This is a genomic window from Persephonella sp. (genome assembly GCF_027023985.1).
GTDB lineage: Bacteria > Aquificota > Aquificia > Aquificales > Hydrogenothermaceae > Persephonella_A.
Window position 1 is genome coordinate 38,647 of sequence record NZ_JALVTW010000007.1, and the last position, 15,555, is coordinate 54,201.

Below are 15,555 nucleotides of genomic sequence, written 5' to 3' on the forward strand. Positions count from 1 at the left end.
CTCTGGCAGAAAAAACAAACTGTGCTATAATATATTCTCCTCACAAGGCGGAGTAGCCAAGTGGTAAGGCAGGGGACTGCAAATCCCTTATGCGCGGGTTCGATTCCCGCCTCCGCCTCCAAATTATACAATCATCTATTATCACTCAATTTTTAAATCTTTATTTGCCAGTTTTTGTTATATTACTTGTCAAAAGGAAAAGGCATTGCCATATTTATTACAGCTAAGCAAAATTTAAGATGTTAATAATGGATATAAAGGAAAGTCTAAAAGAATATGGTAAGCATTTGTTAAATATAGGAGTTGCGATTATAGTTTTTGCTATACCTCAACCTATAATTAGAGGGGAATTTAAAACCAGCATAGCAATGTATTTTATATTTGCTTATATACTTGTCTCTGTTATTGGTAACATTTTTATTGCCATTGGAGGCCAAAAGTATGAATGAAGAATTAACTTATTATTTAATTATTTTTTTGGGAATTATTTTAGGAGCTGGAATAAATGTTATAGTCCTAACCATTTTAAATAAAACATTTGGTCATAAAGAAAAAGAGGGATAACTCTTAAAAACGATACTTTTGCTTATCCGGAATTACCCCTCTAACACCACCTACAGGATTTTCAGTATCTCCCTTGTATCTTGGAATTAGATGAATATGAACATGAAAAATTGTCTGACCGGCAGTTTTACCTATATTTACTCCGATATTATATCCATCAGGGCTAAATTTCTGGTCTAAAAGCTCCTTTGCTTTGTCTATTAAATCAACAAAAGCAATTTTCTCTTCTTTTGTTCCATCAAAATAATTATCAAAATGCCTATAAGGAATAATTAACATATGCCCTTTTGTTACAGGGTATTTGTCGTATATTGCATAACACAAGTCATTTTTTAGAATTATATTTTCCTCAGGTATATTGCAAAAGGGACATTTAGTATTCATTTTCCATCTCTCCTTTTATATTTTTCCATAATCTTTGTAATCCCCAGATGGTATAAATTCTCCTTCAGGATAAGGATAAAAATAAATCCATGCTTTGATAGGTTTACCATTTAATAGCACTTCTATCTCTTCCCGATAATAAACATCCGGATGTTCTTCAAGCTGGTCTAAGCATCTTAGAGTTTCTTCATCTACTTCATAAACCTCCCCTTTTATATGTGTTCTTGGAATTTTAACCACATAAGGTATCCCGTCTGCGTAAAGACTATATTTTTCTTTTGTCCTTGCCTCTCCTAAGAATTTACTATTTTCCAATAATCTATGATTCCAATAGCCCTTTCTCAAAGTGCCATAAACAAAAACGTAAAATTTTTTACCCAATTTTCATCGCCTCTACTAATGTAATAAACTAAATTCTATTAAAATTTTGTTTTTTAGGAAATTTTAATGGTAGAGTTTGAATTTTCACGGATAAGACTTGAATATACTGCCCTTACAGATTTTAAACAGCCCTATTTTTTAGGTTCTTCAATTAGGGGAGTTTTGGGGAAAAGATTAAAGAAAATAGTATGTATAAAACCCCGGGAAGATTGCAAAGTATGCGAGTTTAACAAAACCTGCCCTTATACCGTAATTTTTGAAACAGAGTTTTACCTAAATATGCCATCAAAATATGTTCTTCAACCTGAATATAATTCCAAACAATTAAAGGAAGGAGATAAGCTAAACATTGATATAACACTTCTTGGATTTGCTTCAAATTATTGGGAATTTATTATCCAGTCTTTGAATACGGTAATAAATTTGGGAAAAGAAAGATTTATCAAACAAACAGGGGTATATTATTACCATCCGTTTGCAGGCAGCTATGAACCTTTAAAATCTGTTGTTCCCAGATTTAACGCCCGTGATTTTTTTGATATAAGAACGGGGAAAGAAGAGATAAATATAAGGCTTTTTCCTACCTCTCTAAAATTCGGTGGCAAATATATAAAAGCCAATGAGTTTAGCAAGGATTATTTAATAAAAGCTGTTGTCAGCCGAGTTTCAAATGTAGCCCAGAATTACGGCAGCAAAACTGACAAAATATTTATAAACAAATCCAAACTTGAAATCTCAGACCAAAATATGAAGCCTTCTCCCCTGAAAAGATGGTCAAACAGAAAAAAGAAAAAGATGATTGTTCCGGCCTTTGAAGGAAGTTTCAAGCTAAAAGGTGATATTAATGAGATATATCCATACTTGCTAATGCTGGAAAATATAAATCTGGGAAAATCAACAAGTTTTGGTCTTGGTGTAGTTAGAACAGAGTAATAAAGTTGCACATAGATTTATAATCATGGTAAGTTATAAGTAAGTATCTGGCTACATTACAGGAGAATATGATCTAAATCATATAAAAATCTCTACAAAATCAGGGTGTAAATTTTAGCAAGATGGACTCAAATTTTAGATAATAATTGGAACTCAATGATTAGCGAACTGCATAAATTTTATGCAACTGAAAATCTGTAGAAATTTCACAATTTGGGGAAAACATTGATAATAAAAGCTAATAAGTAAATTTTAAGGGGAAATTTAGACTCATTTGAAAATATAAAATTAACAGCTTAATCGCAAAAATCTAAGCTCTGGAACTGACCCGCTGATTTGAGGGTATTGCGACGGTTTAGTAACCTTTTCAATAGCTTCAAAGATTTCCTGGAACTGATCTGCCGGTTTAAGGGTATTGTGGTAGTCAAATAGTTAAATGGCTTGGTATTTTTAAAACTGAATATTGATTTAGATATTTAACCCTCAGAATATTTCCAACCTTAGAACTTTCTTCGCCAGATTCTATTTTCTAAGCCCTAATTTATTGGAAAATTTTATAATCCAAATTTCTATCTTATCTTCTTCCCTTTAATCTTGAAATCGTCTATAAAAAATCCCAACTTATCTAAAGAAGCCGTTATGATGGTTATCATAGCTTAAAATAATAAGGATTTTATTCTATACTTGAATAAAATTTTGTTAATCAGGAGGACTAAATGGCACTTCAGGGAGTAATGGACACCCTCAAAAATGCAAATCTTGAGGAAATTGGCGTTAGCTTTTCACTGGCAGACCTTTTAAGAGATATAAGAATAGATGGAAATAATGTTTACATAAAACTTTTTTCACCAAGTGAAAAATATCACGAGTATCTCAGAGAAAAAGCAGAAACAGTATTAAAATCTATAGGAGCAGAGCAAGTAGAAGTTGAATTTACTTCAGAACCACCAAAACCACAGCAGCAACAACCGCCACAACCACCTCCACAGGAAAATCCATTTGAAAATAGGAGAAGAATCCCCGGAGTCAAAAAAGTTATAGCTGTTGCTTCAGGTAAAGGTGGAGTAGGAAAATCTACTGTAGCAGTTAACCTTGCAGCAGCACTTAAGAAAATGGGTTATGAAGTAGGATATCTTGATGCTGATATGTATGGTCCTTCAGGACCAACAATGCTTGGAGCTAAAGATAAACAGGTGACAGCAACACCTGATAACAAACTTATTCCTCCAGAAGCCCATGGGATAAAAATGATGTCAATAGGTCTTCTGTTACCTTCAGAAGACACTCCTGTAATATGGAGAGGCCCTGTTCTTTTTAAAGCATTATCCCAATTCCTATTTGATATAAACTGGGGAGAAGGTCTTGATTTCCTCATTATAGATTTACCTCCAGGAACCGGTGATGTTCAAATTACACTTGGGCAAACCGCAGAAATAGATGGAGCAGTTATAGTAACAACCCCTCAAGATGTAGCCCTCATAGACGTCAAAAAAGGAATACAGATGTTCAACGAAGTTCAAATACCGGTTCTGGGGATAGTTGAAAATATGAGCTATTTTGTTTGCCCGGATAGTGGAAAAGCTTATGAAATATTTGGAAAATCAAAAACAGAAGAAATAGCAAAACAATATAATACGGAGCTACTTGGAAAAATTCCTATAGAACCAAAAGTAGCTGAGTTTGCAGACCTTGGAATACCTATTGTTTTAGCAAAGGAAGACAGCGACTCAGCAAAAGCATTTATGGAAATAGCACAAAATGTAATAAGAAAACTAAGTGAGTAATAAAAAGGAGGATTTAGATATGATAGAAAAAAGAGGCATCGTTTACGCTGACCATCTGGCAACAACACCTGTGCCGGAAGAAATAGTAGAGGCTATGAAGCCTTACTTTACAGAGCATTTTGGAAACCCAACATCTCTGCATAAATTAGGAGTTCAAGCTAAAAAGGCTATAAATAGAGCCAGAGAACAGGTTGCAGAACTTTTAAATGTGGGAAATCCTGAAGAAATTGTTTATACATCCGGAGCAATAGAGGCAAATAACCTTGCTATAAAAGGATTTGCAAAAGCTCCAGGTATTACAAGAAGAGGAAAACATATTGTTGTTTCTGCAATAGAACACCACTCTATCCTTCACTCATGCAAAACTCTGGAAAAAGAAGGATACGAAGTTACATACATAATGCCAGACGAATACGGTATTATAACCCCTGAGAAAGTTGCTGAAGCAGTTAGAGAAGATACAATTCTTGTTTCTATTGGTTATGCAAACAGGGAAATAGGAACAATCCAAGATATGCCTGCACTGGTTGCAGCAGCAAAAGAGAAAAACCCAAGAGTTGTTTTCCACTCTGATATTGCTGCAGCTGTAGGTCATACACCTGTTAATGTAGAGGAATGGGGACTTGATATGGCCTCATTTACAGGACACTATTTCTACGCACCAAAAGGTGTAGGTGGTCTTTATGTTAAAAAAGGAGTTCGTCTAAAACCTTTAATTGAAGGCGGTATTCAAGAAGGTGGAAGAAGAGCAGGAACAGAACCGGTGCCATTGATTGTTGGAATGGGTGCAGCAGCAGAACTGGCCATCAAAGAAATGGATGACAGGGTAAATAGACTCAAAGCATTAAGAGATAAACTCAAAAAAGGAATTGAAGAAAAAATACCTTACATCCAGTTCACAGGGCATCCGGAAAAAAGACTTCCTAACCATCTTTCATTAATTGTTATGTATATTGAAGGTGAAGCTATGCTTCTTATGCTTGATTACCATAAAATTTATACAGCTTCCGGTTCTGCATGTGTTTCCTATGCACTTAAACAATCACATGTTCTTGCTGCAATAGGTGTTGATAAAGAGATGTCCAACGGTTCAATTGTTTTCTCTCTTGGTAGGGAAAATACAGAGGAAGACATTGATTACATACTTGATAAATATCCTGCAGCAGTTCAAAGACTTAGAGAAATATCACCATTTGGACCTGAAAACTGGGATGAATTTGCCAAAAAAGCAGACAAATTTAAAAACGTAAAATAAATTATTGGCTCCCTTTTGGGAGCTTTTTTATTTACCTGTAAGGACTTTACCTATATCATAATCAGAAATAATACCTATCAAAATCTTTTCTTCTGAGTTGTTAACTACCGGAGCAACACTAATATTATTTTCAACAAATATACTCAAGGTTTCAAATAATGTTAACTCATCTGTTATACATATAGGATTATCATTCATTATTTCATAGATAAGGGTTTGTTCCTGCTTTATATTACAGGCTTTAATCAGGTCATTACTTGTTACTAAGCCAATAACTTTTCCCTCTTTATCCACAACAGGAAGAGCAGAAATTCTATATTCCTGCATAAATTTACTGGCATATAAAACCGTGCTTTCAGGGCTTATAGTGATAACCTCTTTTTTCATAATATCTTTAACAAGATATCTGTTTAAGATTAGATATTTAATCTCATCTTGATGGGCGGCTGAATCCAGTTTGGTGTCAACCTGACTTTTGAAAATACTCTTTTCCCCTGATAAAAAGTGAGATATGGCAACAGCCACAGTTGCAGGAACAAGTAGTTGATATCCACCTGTTATCTCGGCAACCAGGATAATAGTAGATAAAGGGGCTTTAGCAGCCGCTGCAAATGTAGAAACCATACCAACAACAGTCATAGCTGTTATATTAAAAGATGAGCTATCGGGAACTCCTAATGAATGCAAAATATTATAAACAGAAGCTCCTGTTAAACCACCTATAACAAGGGAGGGACCAAACACACCTCCGGAACCACCTGAACCTAATGTAAAAGCAAAGGCAATAATAACAAGAAATATTCCTATAAAAATCTTCCATTCCGGAAGATACTCAAGCCTATCCAGCATAATAAGCTGAAGCCAGCCATATCCTGTTCCAATAGCAACAGGGATTGTCATTCCTATAATCCCAACCATAAATCCGCCTATTCCAGGTTTCAACGCAGGATGAACCTCAAGTCTATCAAAAAAACGCTTAGCCTCATCCAGTGCAAAAATCATTATTCTGGCTATAATTGCAGTAGAAATTCCTAAAATCAGATAAGATAAAAAGTCAAATATGCTAAAACCATCAAACTCCGGCAGTCTAACAAGAAATAAAGGAGAAAATCCAAAAATAGAACCAACAACAATAAAAGCAACAAATGAAGCGATAAAACTGGGAATTAAAGCATCAACCTCAAAATCTTTTTTATAAAATACTTCAGAACTAATAATTGCACCTGCGAAAGGAGCTTTAAAAACACCTGCAATTCCGGCACCAAGTCCGACAGCAAGGGCAATATTTCTTTCCCTGTCTGATAGTTTGAACAATCTACCTACAAAAGAGCCAATACCAGCACCAATAAGAGCAATAGGACCTTCTTTCCCAGATACCATACCACTACCAATTGTTATTGCAGAAGTAATGAGCTTCCAGATAGACGTTTTTAGCCCGAGAGGAATTCTTTTATGAAATGCCCTTATAGCTGCATCTGTTCCAACTCCGGCAGATTCGGGAGAAAACAAATGAACCAGAATACCAACAATAATACCACCAATAGCTGTGGAAATAGGTAATAAATAAGGATGTTTCATTATAAATGTGTAATTTTCTTCTCCCCCTTCCCCCAGAGGTAAAGGAGGTATATAACCTACAAATTTAACTAAAAATGTATCTGTGAAAAAATAGATAGCTTTAAGGAATAAGATTGCAAAAATACCAGCGAGGAGTCCTATAATGACGGGAATCATTAAGTTTAGATAATTGAATCTATATCCCAGAATAGTCTTTAACAAAACACCTGCCCCGCTGCCTTTATACAGAAATAATTATAAAACTATGGAAAAGCATTTACAAATAAAAACTTTAGACAGCAGGGGCATAATAACATCTTTTTGGAGATTGAATTTTACCTTCCTTTTTTAATTTCTTAATAACTTTGTCGACTTCCTTCTTATCTAAACCGGTAATTTCTGCTATTTCCCCACTTTTCAATGGTTTACCGGCTTTTTCTAAGGCCTCTAAAACTTTTTCTTCCATAGACATTTCAAACCTCCTCTAAAAAGCTTTATAATTAATTTTCGTAAAGGAAGATATATGATTTAACTCATTGAGGGTATACATTATAAATAATAAATTGAAAGCAGAATAAAAATCGGAGGTATAACGATGTTTGAATATACAGAAAAGGTAATGGATCACTTCATGAATCCAAGGAACTTGGGAGAAATACCTAATCCTGATGGATATGGACAGTGTGGTAACCCATCTTGTGGAGATGCAATGCTTTTTACAATAAAAGTAAACAAAGAAAATGATGTTATAGAAGATGTTAAATTCAAAACATTTGGATGTGGTTCTGCTATAGCAGTTTCTTCTGTTCTTACAGAAATGGTAAAAGGTAAGCCTATAGACTATGCACTTAACCTGACTTACAAAGAAATTTTTGAAGAGCTTGGGGGACTTCCTTCACAAAAAATACACTGCACAAACCTCGGACTTGAAACACTCCACGTTGCTATCAAGGACTACCTTCTGAAACAAGGTAGAGTTGAAGAAGCTAACAAAATTCCTGATTGTATAGAAGAAGAGGAAGAAGAAGGTATTGACTTAGAACATATAGGGTAATGGCCATGGAGAAAGACATTTTCTCAATGGATAAAGATACAACAATATGCTTCTGCAATGATGTCTCTTTAGGGGAAATACTGCAGGCTATCCAGAATGGAGCCTGCACCCTTGATGATATTATGGATGCTACAGATGCAGGCACTGCCTGTGGTCTGTGTAAATCCCCTGAAGATGACCCAGATGGAGAAAGAGAAGTTCATTTAACAGAGATATTACAACAAGCTAAAGAAAAAGGTATATGTCCAGAATAATGAAGGAAAAAAGAAGAGCAATAGCTTTATATTCAGGAGGTCTTGATAGCACATTAGCTATAAAACTAATTCAAAATCAAGGGATAGATGTAGTTGCAGTTCATTTCTATACAGGCTTTTGTATCACGGAAACAAAAAGAAGAAGAGGCGAGAAAAAGCCAGACGGCTCACATTATATGAATCCGGCCTTAAAATATGCTGCAAAATACGGCTTCAAGCTGGAAATTGTTGATATTTCAGAAGAATATTTTGATATTGTTACTAATCCAAAATACGGATATGGGGCAAATGTAAACCCTTGCATAGACTGTAGAGCCTTTATGTATAAAAAAGCAAAGGAATTAATGGATGAGTTTGATGCTGATTTTATAATCTCAGGGGAAGTTCTAAATCAAAGACCAATGAGCCAGCACCTTAAAGCTATGAAAATCATAGAAAGGGAAGCTGGAGTAGAAGGTCTTGTCCTGAAGCCTCTTTCTGCAAAAGTTCTACCTCCTACAATACCTGAAATAAAAGGCTGGGTTGATAGGGAAAAACTGGAAGGAATTGTAGGAAGAAGCAGAAAAAGGCAGTTTCAACTGGCAAAAGAACTTGGAATAGATGAATTTGAACAGCCTGCAGGTGGTTGCTGTTACTTAACAGATGAAAACTTTGCCAGAAAATATATGGAAACTTTATCAGTAGAAAATAAAATAACAAGAGAAGACCTGTATCTGCTTACCATTGGAAGACATTTCAGACTTCCTACAGGAACAAAAGTTGTAGTTTCCCGTAATGAAGGAGAAGGTAATTTCATAAGAGGATTGAAGAAAAATTACTGGTTCTTTGAGCCAATTGGAAAAGGTGCAGTTGCCATAGCAAAAACAATAGAAAATAGGGATTTAACTCAGGAAGAAATTAAAGATATAGCAAATTTGGTAGCAAGATACTCTAAAACAGATGAAAATGGTAAAATAAATATAAAATGGACATCCCCTACAGGGGTAGAGGGCATTACCGAAGGTCAAAGACTACAAGAAGAAATATTAGAAAGCTGGAGGATATAATGGATTTAGAAAATATAAAACCTGATATTACCCATGATGCAACAGGGACTTTTTGCCCAATCCCTATAACAGAACTTGCAAAAGTGATGAAACAGGCTAAAAAAGGACAGATTGTTGAACTTCTTGCAGATGATGAAGGAGCTATTCAGGACGTTCCTGCATGGTGTGAAACAACAGGAAATGAGTTTTTAGGATATAAAGAAGAAGATGGCGTATATGTATTTTATGTAAAGAAAACTCAGGACTGATGAACATGAAAATAACAGAAGATATGAAAGTTTTCCATCTGCTTGAAGAATTTCCTGAGAGCGAAGAAATAGTTAAAAAATATTTCGGGTATTTTTACGAAAAAAAATTAGAAGATATAGCACTAAAAAGATTGAGCATAAAAGGTGCTTTCAATGTTTTAAACATACCCGAAGAAGACAGACAAAAATTTTTTCAGGAACTTCAAGAAAAATTAGGTGTTGAAGTTCCTAAAATCAGTATGGAGAAAGAGTGATGGTTAAAACAAGAGAGCAAGAAGTAGAAAATGTTTTAGAAATGATTAGACCTGCTTTAGCATTGGATATGGGGGATATTAAACTTGTAAAAGTAGAAGATGATACTGTTTATCTTGAACTTCTTGGAGCCTGCTCTACATGTCCGGTGCCTGATATAACAATGAAGGATGTTATTATAGTAGCGATTAAGAACTTCTTACCATGGGTTAAAAAGGTTCATATTGGACAACATAAATTTGAAATACAAACATGAGTAATGTTTTAGTAGACGGGGAAACAGAAGTTTACGGGATAATAGGTTATCCTGTCCGACATTCAAAGTCCCCCCAATTCCAAACCGCCGCATTCCAAGCCCTCGGTATAAATGCGGTCTATCTTCCTTTTCAAGTTAGACCTGAAGACCTTCAAAAAGCAATAAATGGCATAAAAGCCCTATCAATCAAAGGAATCAATGTTACCGTTCCACACAAAGAAGAAGTCATAAAATATCTGGATGAAATATCAGAAGAAGTTGAATATATAGGTGCCTGCAATACGATTAAAAATATAGATGGATATTTGCAGGGATTTAACACAGATGCCTATGGATTTATAGAAGGTCTTAAGGAGCTTACCCCTGATTTTGCAGATAAAGAATTTCTTGTGATTGGCGCAGGAGGAGCTTCAAGAGCTGTTGTTTACGGACTTATAAAATCTGGAGTTCAAAAAATAATACTTGCCAATAGAACCGTTAAAAAAGCAGAAGAAATTGTATCTGATTTTAAAAAATTAAATAGATTTATTGAAGAAATCATAGAAGTTATTCCTCTTAATCAGATAGAGAATCATCTAAAAGAAGTAGATATTATCGTAAATACAACCTCAATTGGTCTAAAAGATGAAGACCCACCATTATTTGATTACTCCAAAATAGAAAAAAGACATATTATTGTAGATATTATTTACAAAAAAACAAAACTGCTTCAGGCAGCAGAAGAGAAAGGTTGCCTTTATCAAGATGGACTTCCTATGCTTCTTTATCAGGGGGCAAAGGCATTTGAGATATGGACAGGCCAAAGAGCCCCAATCGAAGTAATGAGGGAAATTTTATCCAAATAAACCTAAGACAGTGTATTGTCTTAGTCTTTATCAGGAAATTTTTCTTCCAGTAGCTTTAAAACTCCAGAAATAATATCTATAGGCTCAGGAGGACAGCCTTTTATCCATACATCAACAGGAAGTTTATCCTGAATACCGTCCATTGTGGCATAACTTCCTTTAAAAACTCCGCCATCTAAAACACAATCTCCAACTGCTATAACAAATTTAGGCTCTGGCACATTTTCATAAGCTCTTAAGACTGCTTTATACATATTTCTTGTCATACAACCTGTTATCATAATTGCATCTGCATGCTTAGGAGAGGCAACAAATTTTATCCCAAATCTTTCCACATCATAATAGGGATTTGATAAGGCGGAAATTTCATACTCACAGGCATTACAGGAACCGCTGTCAACCTCTCTTATCGCAAAACTCCTTTGAAAATATTTATCAATCTTTTCCTTTAGCTTTTTACCTAAAATCTCAACATTTTCATCTCTTACCTGTATATCCTCCGACTTTATTCCTTCTTTAAGCCTTATTTTTAGTATATTAAACATCTCTCCTCCTGATTTTTTACATTGTAAATATATAGTTTTGCTTCTATTTTATTATTATAATTTAAAAAATTGTTAACTGAAAATGGTAAGCGTGATGAAAACATTAAATTTGAAAATTAGCGATAAACTTTATCGGGAAATTGAAATTTTAAGTAAAGAAAAAGGAAAAAATCCTGACGAAGTAGCAGTAGAGTTATTATCACAGGCTATAGAAGAAGATATTTTTTTGAAAAAAGCTAAAAAGATTATAGAAGAAGAAAAAAATTTACTAAAGAAACTTGCTTAAATGTTTTCTCCTAAACTGATAGAAGAAATTCATAAGGAAATAATCCGTTCTACAGGTGGAAGCTTTGGTATTAGGGATGAAAATCTTCTTGAAAGTTCTTTAAAAGTTCCTTTTCAAACCTTTGGTAAAGAAGATTTATATAAAACTCCTATAGAGAAAGCTGCAAAATTACTGGAAACCATTATAAAAAACTATCCCTTTGTTGATGGAAACAAAAGAGTTGCCTATGTCCTCTTTAGATTATTTTTAGAAGAAAATGGATATGTTTTAACTGCCACAGAAGAAGAAAAATATAACCTGATTATGAGTATAGCCTCACATAAAATTTCTTACAAACAGATCATTGAATGGACAAGAAAGCATTCCAGTAAAGTTCAATCTTAAAATTTTTAGCTTTAAATCTTTTGTTAAACTCACAAAAAGGAGTTACCAAAATATCTGCTATAGTTAAAAATATATATGCTAAAAGTTTTTCTTAAAGGTCGTTTCCTGCGTAAGATAAATTAAGGCTTTTGTTAACCAATGGGAAGTCTGCAATAATATTTCCTAAAACTGCAAACTGGATTGTTTGCCAGTTGTGGAAAGAAGGGTCTCTTACTTTCCATCTAAAGATTTTCCCTTCTTCATCTGTCTGAACATAATGGATAATATCTCCTCTTTGTCCCTCTGCATATCCAAGAGTCCAGCTATTTTTCTTAATTTCTCCTAAATCTGTTTTAATCTCTCCATCCGGTAAGTTTGCCAAACACTGACGGACTATTGAAATACTGTTTTCTAAATCAGATAGTCTTACTCTAAGCCTTGCATAAACATCTCCTTCTTTAAGGACAATACTATCAAACTTTAACCTGTCATATACAAGATAAGGATGTTCTTTTCTAATATCTGAGGACAATCCTGAAGCTCTTGCAGTGTATCCAACAGCGGATAAATCCTTAACAGTTTCATATTTTATCCTTCCTGTTGTTTCAAGTCTTTCAAGGATACTTGCATTATTGTGGAGTATATTTGCATACTCTTTGTATTTTTCTTCTATCTCATTTAGTTTGTGTTTTAGCATTGCGATTTTTTCATTGTCTAAGTCTATATTTACTCCGCCAAGGGTAAGAACACCTTTATTAAATCTGCTTCCAGATAAAGCTTTATTGAGCCTCATCAGGTCTTCTTTTAAAATGAATACTCCCTGAGCTCCAAATGTATAACCAACATCCTGAAACAGCCATGCAAAATCATTTAGATTACACATTATTCTTTCAAGCTCAGCAAAGATAACTCTGAGATGTTTTGCCCTTTCTGGAATTTCGGTGTTTGATAGTTTTTCAATAGCCTGAACGTATGCAAGGGTATGGGCAAAACTGTGGTCTCCTGAAATTTTATCTGTGTATTGTAGAACCTCTTCTGGCGTTTTCCCTTCTGCAAGTTTTTCTATTCCTCTATGTTTCCAGAAATGCCTTATTTCAAGTTGTAGTATAGGCTCTCCTGCAAGATGAAATCTAAAATGTCCCGGCTCAATAATTCCTGCGTGGATTGGCCCTACAAGTATGTTAAATACGCCTTCTCCTTTTACTTTTTTATACTCATACTCTCCGTATTTCATAAACTTTGGCCTTTTGTCCCATGGATAATCTTTTCTAAGTGGATACTCATCCTGAGGAAAATTTTCAGGATATTTCATCAAAGGTCTTAAATCTGGGTGATTAAGTGGAACAAGCCCAAACATATCGTGGATTTCCCTTTCATACCAGTTTAGAGCAGGAATGTTGTTTGACAGGGAAACAAATCTTTCTTTAACTTCTATTTGGAGAACGAAAAATATATTTTTTTTGTGGTATGAATAAACATACTTTATCTTGAATGTGTCATCTTTTTCTCTTTCATCTGTGCATACGACGGTAGCAAGCTCACAGTCTAAATCTCTGAAAATATAAATTGAGATAGGAGCAAGGTTATGGGGTTTAAAAGAAATTACAACTTCGTTGTCGCTGTTCATGTATATATCATCAATTTTGTCTTTTATAGGTTCTAAAAGCTCCCATACTTCTTCCTTTGTCATTTTCTACCTCACTATCTGGTCAATATTTTTAAATAAAATGTTTATCTTCTCTGGAATATAAAAAGTAAGAACAACGCAGATAATAACCAGTATCAGCATTGGAATAATCATCCATGGGTTTTCTGATTTTTTCTCCTTATTTGGCTCTCCCATTAACATCTGTGAAAAGTGGTAAACGAAACCGCCAAATATCAGGATTAATAGGGCTATAAGAATAATAGCCTGCCATACATAGCCTTCTTTAAAAGCTGACATAAAGACTAAAAACTCGCTGGCAAAGATATTAAAAGGTGGAGTACCTGTTATTGCCAGCACACCTAAAAGCATTAGTCCAGCAGTAATAGGTAATGTTTTAAAAAGTCCTTTTATCTCAAAAAAGTTTTTTGTATGGAAATTTGTTAAAACAGAACCTACAGAGAAAAACATAAGTCCTTTTACAAAAGCGTGATTTAAAAGGTGGAAAATACCTGCAAAAATTGCAAGCTTTGTGTTTATTCCGAAGGCAAAGGCAATAATTCCCATATGCTCCATTGTTGAATAAGCAAGAAGCCTTTTGTAATCAATCTGTTTGATTATGAATATGGAAGCCACAAAAACGGTGAATATTCCAAATATTACCAAAAGCTGGGCTCCAAAATCCCCAACTCCTGCTTTGTTTAAAATCGCTTCTACTCTGATTATTGAGTAAAAAGCACAGTTTAGTAAAACTCCAGACATTAAAGCACTAATAGGTGTAGGAGCTTGCGAGTGTGCATCAGGAAGCCAGAAATGAAGTGGAGCAAGTCCCATTTTTGTTCCAAAGCCAACTAAAACAAATATAAATGCAAGTTTTAAAAGAAATGGATTTATGAAAGATGCAATATTTATAATTTCTGTCCAGTTTAAAGCATCAAGCTCATATCCAAGCTTACCTGAAACGCTAAAATACAGAATTATTATTCCAAAAAGAGCAAGGGCAATTCCTACAGAACAAAGGATGATATACTTCCAGCCTGCCTCTACAGCCTCCCTGTTTCTGTAAAAACTGATAAGGAGAGCCGTTGCAAGGGTTGTTCCTTCTATGGCAATCCATAAAATACCAAAGTTGTTTGACAATGAAACCAGAAGCATTGCAAAAATAAAGGCATTCATCCAAAAGTAAAATTCCCGAACCTTTTTCTCAGGAAGACCATGCTCAACTTCCTTTTTCATATAGCCAATTGAATAAATAGAAGTCAAAAATGAAAGGCCTGTTATAACAAGCAGTAAAACTCCGTTTAAAGCATCTAAAAAAAGCAGATTATTAAGTTCAAAAATCTGCTTGTCTTGAATTACTTTACCAATTAAAAACCATGATATTGTTAAATTTACAAAAGAAACCAAAATCTGCAGGTAATAAGTAAACCTTAGCGGCAAAAAATATGAAAAAACAGCCCAGATAAGCTGAAGTAGCAGAATTATTTTCATTCTGCCTCACCTTTTTCTTTATTCTGTTTATCCTGATACCACTTTTTATCTCTTTCATCTACAATTGTTCCCTTCTTAGACCAGTAAATCATAAGAAAAATGATAAGGCCAAACATCAAACCAAATACAACTACTGCAAGCCAGAGTTCTGTTGTTTCGCTCATCATCTACTCCTTTAAACTGCTTAGTTTATCTGTATCAATATCCTGAAAACTTGTTCTTATCTGGTAAATCATTATTCCTGCCATTAAAGCTCCAACAAAAACATCAAAGAAAATTCCTATCTCAACGATAAAAGGCATACCTTTTGTTATAGAAGTTCCTGCAAGCATTATTCCATTTTCAAGGGTTAAAAATCCTAAGATCTGAGTGATCGCCTTCTTCCTTGAAATCATTATGAAAATTCCTATAA

The 15,555-nt window shown here is 34.4% G+C and carries 22 protein-coding genes, 1 tRNA gene and 1 pseudogene; 15 read left to right on the plus strand and 9 right to left on the minus strand.

From position 1 onward, the window contains the following. The first annotated feature begins 46 nt into the window (after positions 1-46). From MVE07_RS01140 to MVE07_RS01150, 3 genes are all read left to right on the plus strand, one after another. Positions 47-121: transfer RNA gene (locus MVE07_RS01140), tRNA-Cys, on the plus strand. A 127-nt stretch (positions 122-248) separates the two neighbouring features. Beyond that, complete coding sequence (locus tag MVE07_RS01145; protein WP_297452947.1) at positions 249-449, plus strand: hypothetical protein; 201 nt, start codon at positions 249-251, stop codon at positions 447-449. Continuing rightward, positions 442-564, plus strand: a complete 123-nt coding sequence (locus MVE07_RS01150; RefSeq protein ID WP_297452949.1) for a hypothetical protein — start codon at positions 442-444, stop codon at positions 562-564. Before MVE07_RS01145 ends, MVE07_RS01150 begins: the two co-directional genes overlap by 8 nt. A 3-nt stretch (positions 565-567) precedes the next feature. Here the strand turns inward: MVE07_RS01150 and MVE07_RS01155 are convergent, their stop codons facing one another. Together MVE07_RS01155 and MVE07_RS01160 are read right to left on the minus strand one after the other, a co-directional pair. After that, positions 568-948: an HIT family protein gene (locus tag MVE07_RS01155; protein WP_297452951.1), complete on the minus strand. Its 381-nt coding sequence runs from the start codon at positions 946-948 to the stop codon at positions 568-570. Positions 949-963: 15 nt separating this feature from the next. Continuing rightward, positions 964-1,329, minus strand: a complete 366-nt coding sequence (locus MVE07_RS01160; RefSeq protein WP_297452953.1) for a gamma-glutamylcyclotransferase — start codon at positions 1,327-1,329, stop codon at positions 964-966. Positions 1,330-1,395: 66 nt separating this feature from the next. Between MVE07_RS01160 and cas6 the strand changes: the two genes are divergently transcribed. From cas6 to MVE07_RS01175, 3 genes are all read left to right on the plus strand, one after another. Continuing rightward, a complete protein-coding gene (cas6, locus tag MVE07_RS01165) occupies positions 1,396-2,262 on the plus strand; it encodes a CRISPR system precrRNA processing endoribonuclease RAMP protein Cas6 (protein ID WP_297452955.1) in 867 nt (288 codons plus the stop codon). Positions 2,263-2,978: 716 nt separating this feature from the next. Then, positions 2,979-4,046, plus strand: coding sequence for an Mrp/NBP35 family ATP-binding protein (locus MVE07_RS01170; protein ID WP_297452956.1), 1,068 nt, complete (start codon positions 2,979-2,981; stop codon positions 4,044-4,046). A gap of 19 nt (positions 4,047-4,065) precedes the next feature. Continuing rightward, positions 4,066-5,301, plus strand: coding sequence for a cysteine desulfurase family protein (locus MVE07_RS01175; RefSeq protein ID WP_297452958.1), 1,236 nt, complete (start codon positions 4,066-4,068; stop codon positions 5,299-5,301). 27 nt (positions 5,302-5,328) lie between these two features. On the opposite strand, the gene MVE07_RS01180 is transcribed toward MVE07_RS01175, so the two are convergent. Both MVE07_RS01180 and MVE07_RS01185 read right to left on the minus strand, forming a co-directional pair. Next, positions 5,329-7,035: a chloride channel protein gene (locus tag MVE07_RS01180; RefSeq protein WP_297452960.1), complete on the minus strand. Its 1,707-nt coding sequence runs from the start codon at positions 7,033-7,035 to the stop codon at positions 5,329-5,331. Between the two features lie 115 nt (positions 7,036-7,150). After that, a complete protein-coding gene (locus MVE07_RS01185; RefSeq protein ID WP_345781535.1) occupies positions 7,151-7,330 on the minus strand; it encodes an HTH domain-containing protein in 180 nt (59 codons plus the stop codon). A 123-nt stretch (positions 7,331-7,453) separates the two neighbouring features. Between MVE07_RS01185 and MVE07_RS01190 the strand changes: the two genes are divergently transcribed. Genes MVE07_RS01190 through aroE form a run of 7 tightly spaced genes read left to right on the plus strand, consistent with a single transcriptional unit; the run spans position 7,454 to position 10,813 of the window. Further along, positions 7,454-7,912 (plus strand): iron-sulfur cluster assembly scaffold protein, encoded by a 459-nt coding sequence (locus MVE07_RS01190; protein ID WP_029522138.1) that lies wholly within the window; start codon positions 7,454-7,456, stop codon positions 7,910-7,912. A gap of 5 nt (positions 7,913-7,917) precedes the next feature. Next, on the plus strand, positions 7,918-8,166 hold the full coding sequence (locus MVE07_RS01195; RefSeq protein WP_297452966.1) for a (2Fe-2S)-binding protein: 249 nt from the start codon (positions 7,918-7,920) through the stop codon (positions 8,164-8,166). Then, positions 8,154-9,212 carry a hypothetical protein gene (locus MVE07_RS01200; RefSeq protein ID WP_297452968.1) on the plus strand — a complete coding sequence of 353 codons (1,059 nt, stop codon included), beginning with the start codon at positions 8,154-8,156 and terminating at the stop codon, positions 9,210-9,212. The genes MVE07_RS01195 and MVE07_RS01200 overlap by 13 nt, the downstream gene beginning before the upstream one ends. Further along, positions 9,212-9,460, plus strand: a complete 249-nt coding sequence (locus tag MVE07_RS01205; RefSeq protein WP_029522141.1) for a sulfurtransferase TusA family protein — start codon at positions 9,212-9,214, stop codon at positions 9,458-9,460. The genes MVE07_RS01200 and MVE07_RS01205 overlap by 1 nt, the downstream gene beginning before the upstream one ends. Next, on the plus strand, positions 9,460-9,714 hold the full coding sequence (locus MVE07_RS01210) for a hypothetical protein (protein ID WP_297452971.1): 255 nt from the start codon (positions 9,460-9,462) through the stop codon (positions 9,712-9,714). The genes MVE07_RS01205 and MVE07_RS01210 overlap by 1 nt, the downstream gene beginning before the upstream one ends. Next, on the plus strand, positions 9,714-9,968 hold the full coding sequence (locus MVE07_RS01215; protein WP_297452973.1) for a NifU family protein: 255 nt from the start codon (positions 9,714-9,716) through the stop codon (positions 9,966-9,968). Before MVE07_RS01210 ends, MVE07_RS01215 begins: the two co-directional genes overlap by 1 nt. After that, on the plus strand, positions 9,965-10,813 hold the full coding sequence (gene aroE / locus MVE07_RS01220; protein WP_297452975.1) for a shikimate dehydrogenase: 849 nt from the start codon (positions 9,965-9,967) through the stop codon (positions 10,811-10,813). Before MVE07_RS01215 ends, aroE begins: the two co-directional genes overlap by 4 nt. A gap of 20 nt (positions 10,814-10,833) precedes the next feature. Here aroE and MVE07_RS01225 read toward each other — a convergent pair whose 3' ends face one another. Further along, positions 10,834-11,358, minus strand: coding sequence for an NADH-quinone oxidoreductase subunit B family protein (locus MVE07_RS01225; protein WP_297452977.1), 525 nt, complete (start codon positions 11,356-11,358; stop codon positions 10,834-10,836). Positions 11,359-11,452: 94 nt separating this feature from the next. On the opposite strand from MVE07_RS01225, the gene MVE07_RS01230 reads away from it, so the two are divergent. Together MVE07_RS01230 and MVE07_RS01235 are read left to right on the plus strand one after the other, a co-directional pair. Next, on the plus strand, positions 11,453-11,644 hold the full coding sequence (locus MVE07_RS01230) for a hypothetical protein (protein WP_297452979.1): 192 nt from the start codon (positions 11,453-11,455) through the stop codon (positions 11,642-11,644). Beyond that, the gene (locus MVE07_RS01235; RefSeq protein WP_297452980.1) at positions 11,645-12,028 is read left to right on the plus strand and encodes a type II toxin-antitoxin system death-on-curing family toxin; all 384 of its coding nucleotides are present in this window, start codon (positions 11,645-11,647) and stop codon (positions 12,026-12,028) included. 91 nt (positions 12,029-12,119) lie between these two features. On the opposite strand, the gene MVE07_RS01240 is transcribed toward MVE07_RS01235, so the two are convergent. From MVE07_RS01240 to MVE07_RS01255, 4 genes and pseudogenes are all read right to left on the minus strand, one after another. Further along, positions 12,120-13,697 (minus strand): NADH-quinone oxidoreductase subunit C, encoded by a 1,578-nt coding sequence (locus tag MVE07_RS01240; protein ID WP_297452982.1) that lies wholly within the window; start codon positions 13,695-13,697, stop codon positions 12,120-12,122. 3 nt (positions 13,698-13,700) lie between these two features. Continuing rightward, positions 13,701-15,143, minus strand: coding sequence for a hydrogenase 4 subunit F (locus MVE07_RS01245; protein WP_297452984.1), 1,443 nt, complete (start codon positions 15,141-15,143; stop codon positions 13,701-13,703). Further along, on the minus strand, positions 15,140-15,307 hold the full coding sequence (locus tag MVE07_RS01250) for a hypothetical protein (RefSeq protein WP_297452986.1): 168 nt from the start codon (positions 15,305-15,307) through the stop codon (positions 15,140-15,142). The genes MVE07_RS01245 and MVE07_RS01250 overlap by 4 nt, the downstream gene beginning before the upstream one ends. A 3-nt stretch (positions 15,308-15,310) precedes the next feature. Beyond that, positions 15,311-15,555 (minus strand): annotated as a pseudogene (locus MVE07_RS01255) (hydrogenase); the annotation flags it as partial.

What these genes read in the sequence shown, in the direction of transcription:
- MVE07_RS01235 (WP_297452980.1), top strand. Translation starts at nt 11,645, where the DNA reads ATGTTTTCTCCTAAACTGATAGAAGAAATTCATAAGGAAATAATCCGT.
- MVE07_RS01210 (WP_297452971.1), top strand. Translation starts at nt 9,460, where the DNA reads ATGAACATGAAAATAACAGAAGATATGAAAGTTTTCCATCTGCTTGAA.
- MVE07_RS01245 (WP_297452984.1), bottom strand. Translation starts at nt 15,143, where the DNA reads ATGAAAATAATTCTGCTACTTCAGCTTATCTGGGCTGTTTTTTCATAT.
- cas6 (WP_297452955.1), top strand. Translation starts at nt 1,396, where the DNA reads ATGGTAGAGTTTGAATTTTCACGGATAAGACTTGAATATACTGCCCTT.
- MVE07_RS01145 (WP_297452947.1), top strand. Translation starts at nt 249, where the DNA reads ATGGATATAAAGGAAAGTCTAAAAGAATATGGTAAGCATTTGTTAAAT.
- MVE07_RS01170 (WP_297452956.1), top strand. Translation starts at nt 2,979, where the DNA reads ATGGCACTTCAGGGAGTAATGGACACCCTCAAAAATGCAAATCTTGAG.
- MVE07_RS01180 (WP_297452960.1), bottom strand. Translation starts at nt 7,035, where the DNA reads ATGATTCCCGTCATTATAGGACTCCTCGCTGGTATTTTTGCAATCTTA.
- MVE07_RS01225 (WP_297452977.1), bottom strand. Translation starts at nt 11,358, where the DNA reads ATGTTTAATATACTAAAAATAAGGCTTAAAGAAGGAATAAAGTCGGAG.
- aroE (WP_297452975.1), top strand. Translation starts at nt 9,965, where the DNA reads ATGAGTAATGTTTTAGTAGACGGGGAAACAGAAGTTTACGGGATAATA.
- MVE07_RS01190 (WP_029522138.1), top strand. Translation starts at nt 7,454, where the DNA reads ATGTTTGAATATACAGAAAAGGTAATGGATCACTTCATGAATCCAAGG.
- MVE07_RS01150 (WP_297452949.1), top strand. Translation starts at nt 442, where the DNA reads ATGAATGAAGAATTAACTTATTATTTAATTATTTTTTTGGGAATTATT.
- MVE07_RS01200 (WP_297452968.1), top strand. Translation starts at nt 8,154, where the DNA reads ATGTCCAGAATAATGAAGGAAAAAAGAAGAGCAATAGCTTTATATTCA.
- MVE07_RS01205 (WP_029522141.1), top strand. Translation starts at nt 9,212, where the DNA reads ATGGATTTAGAAAATATAAAACCTGATATTACCCATGATGCAACAGGG.
- MVE07_RS01175 (WP_297452958.1), top strand. Translation starts at nt 4,066, where the DNA reads ATGATAGAAAAAAGAGGCATCGTTTACGCTGACCATCTGGCAACAACA.
- MVE07_RS01195 (WP_297452966.1), top strand. Translation starts at nt 7,918, where the DNA reads ATGGAGAAAGACATTTTCTCAATGGATAAAGATACAACAATATGCTTC.
- MVE07_RS01215 (WP_297452973.1), top strand. Translation starts at nt 9,714, where the DNA reads ATGGTTAAAACAAGAGAGCAAGAAGTAGAAAATGTTTTAGAAATGATT.
- MVE07_RS01250 (WP_297452986.1), bottom strand. Translation starts at nt 15,307, where the DNA reads ATGAGCGAAACAACAGAACTCTGGCTTGCAGTAGTTGTATTTGGTTTG.
- MVE07_RS01230 (WP_297452979.1), top strand. Translation starts at nt 11,453, where the DNA reads ATGAAAACATTAAATTTGAAAATTAGCGATAAACTTTATCGGGAAATT.
- MVE07_RS01240 (WP_297452982.1), bottom strand. Translation starts at nt 13,697, where the DNA reads ATGACAAAGGAAGAAGTATGGGAGCTTTTAGAACCTATAAAAGACAAA.
- MVE07_RS01185 (WP_345781535.1), bottom strand. Translation starts at nt 7,330, where the DNA reads ATGTCTATGGAAGAAAAAGTTTTAGAGGCCTTAGAAAAAGCCGGTAAA.
- MVE07_RS01155 (WP_297452951.1), bottom strand. Translation starts at nt 948, where the DNA reads ATGAATACTAAATGTCCCTTTTGCAATATACCTGAGGAAAATATAATT.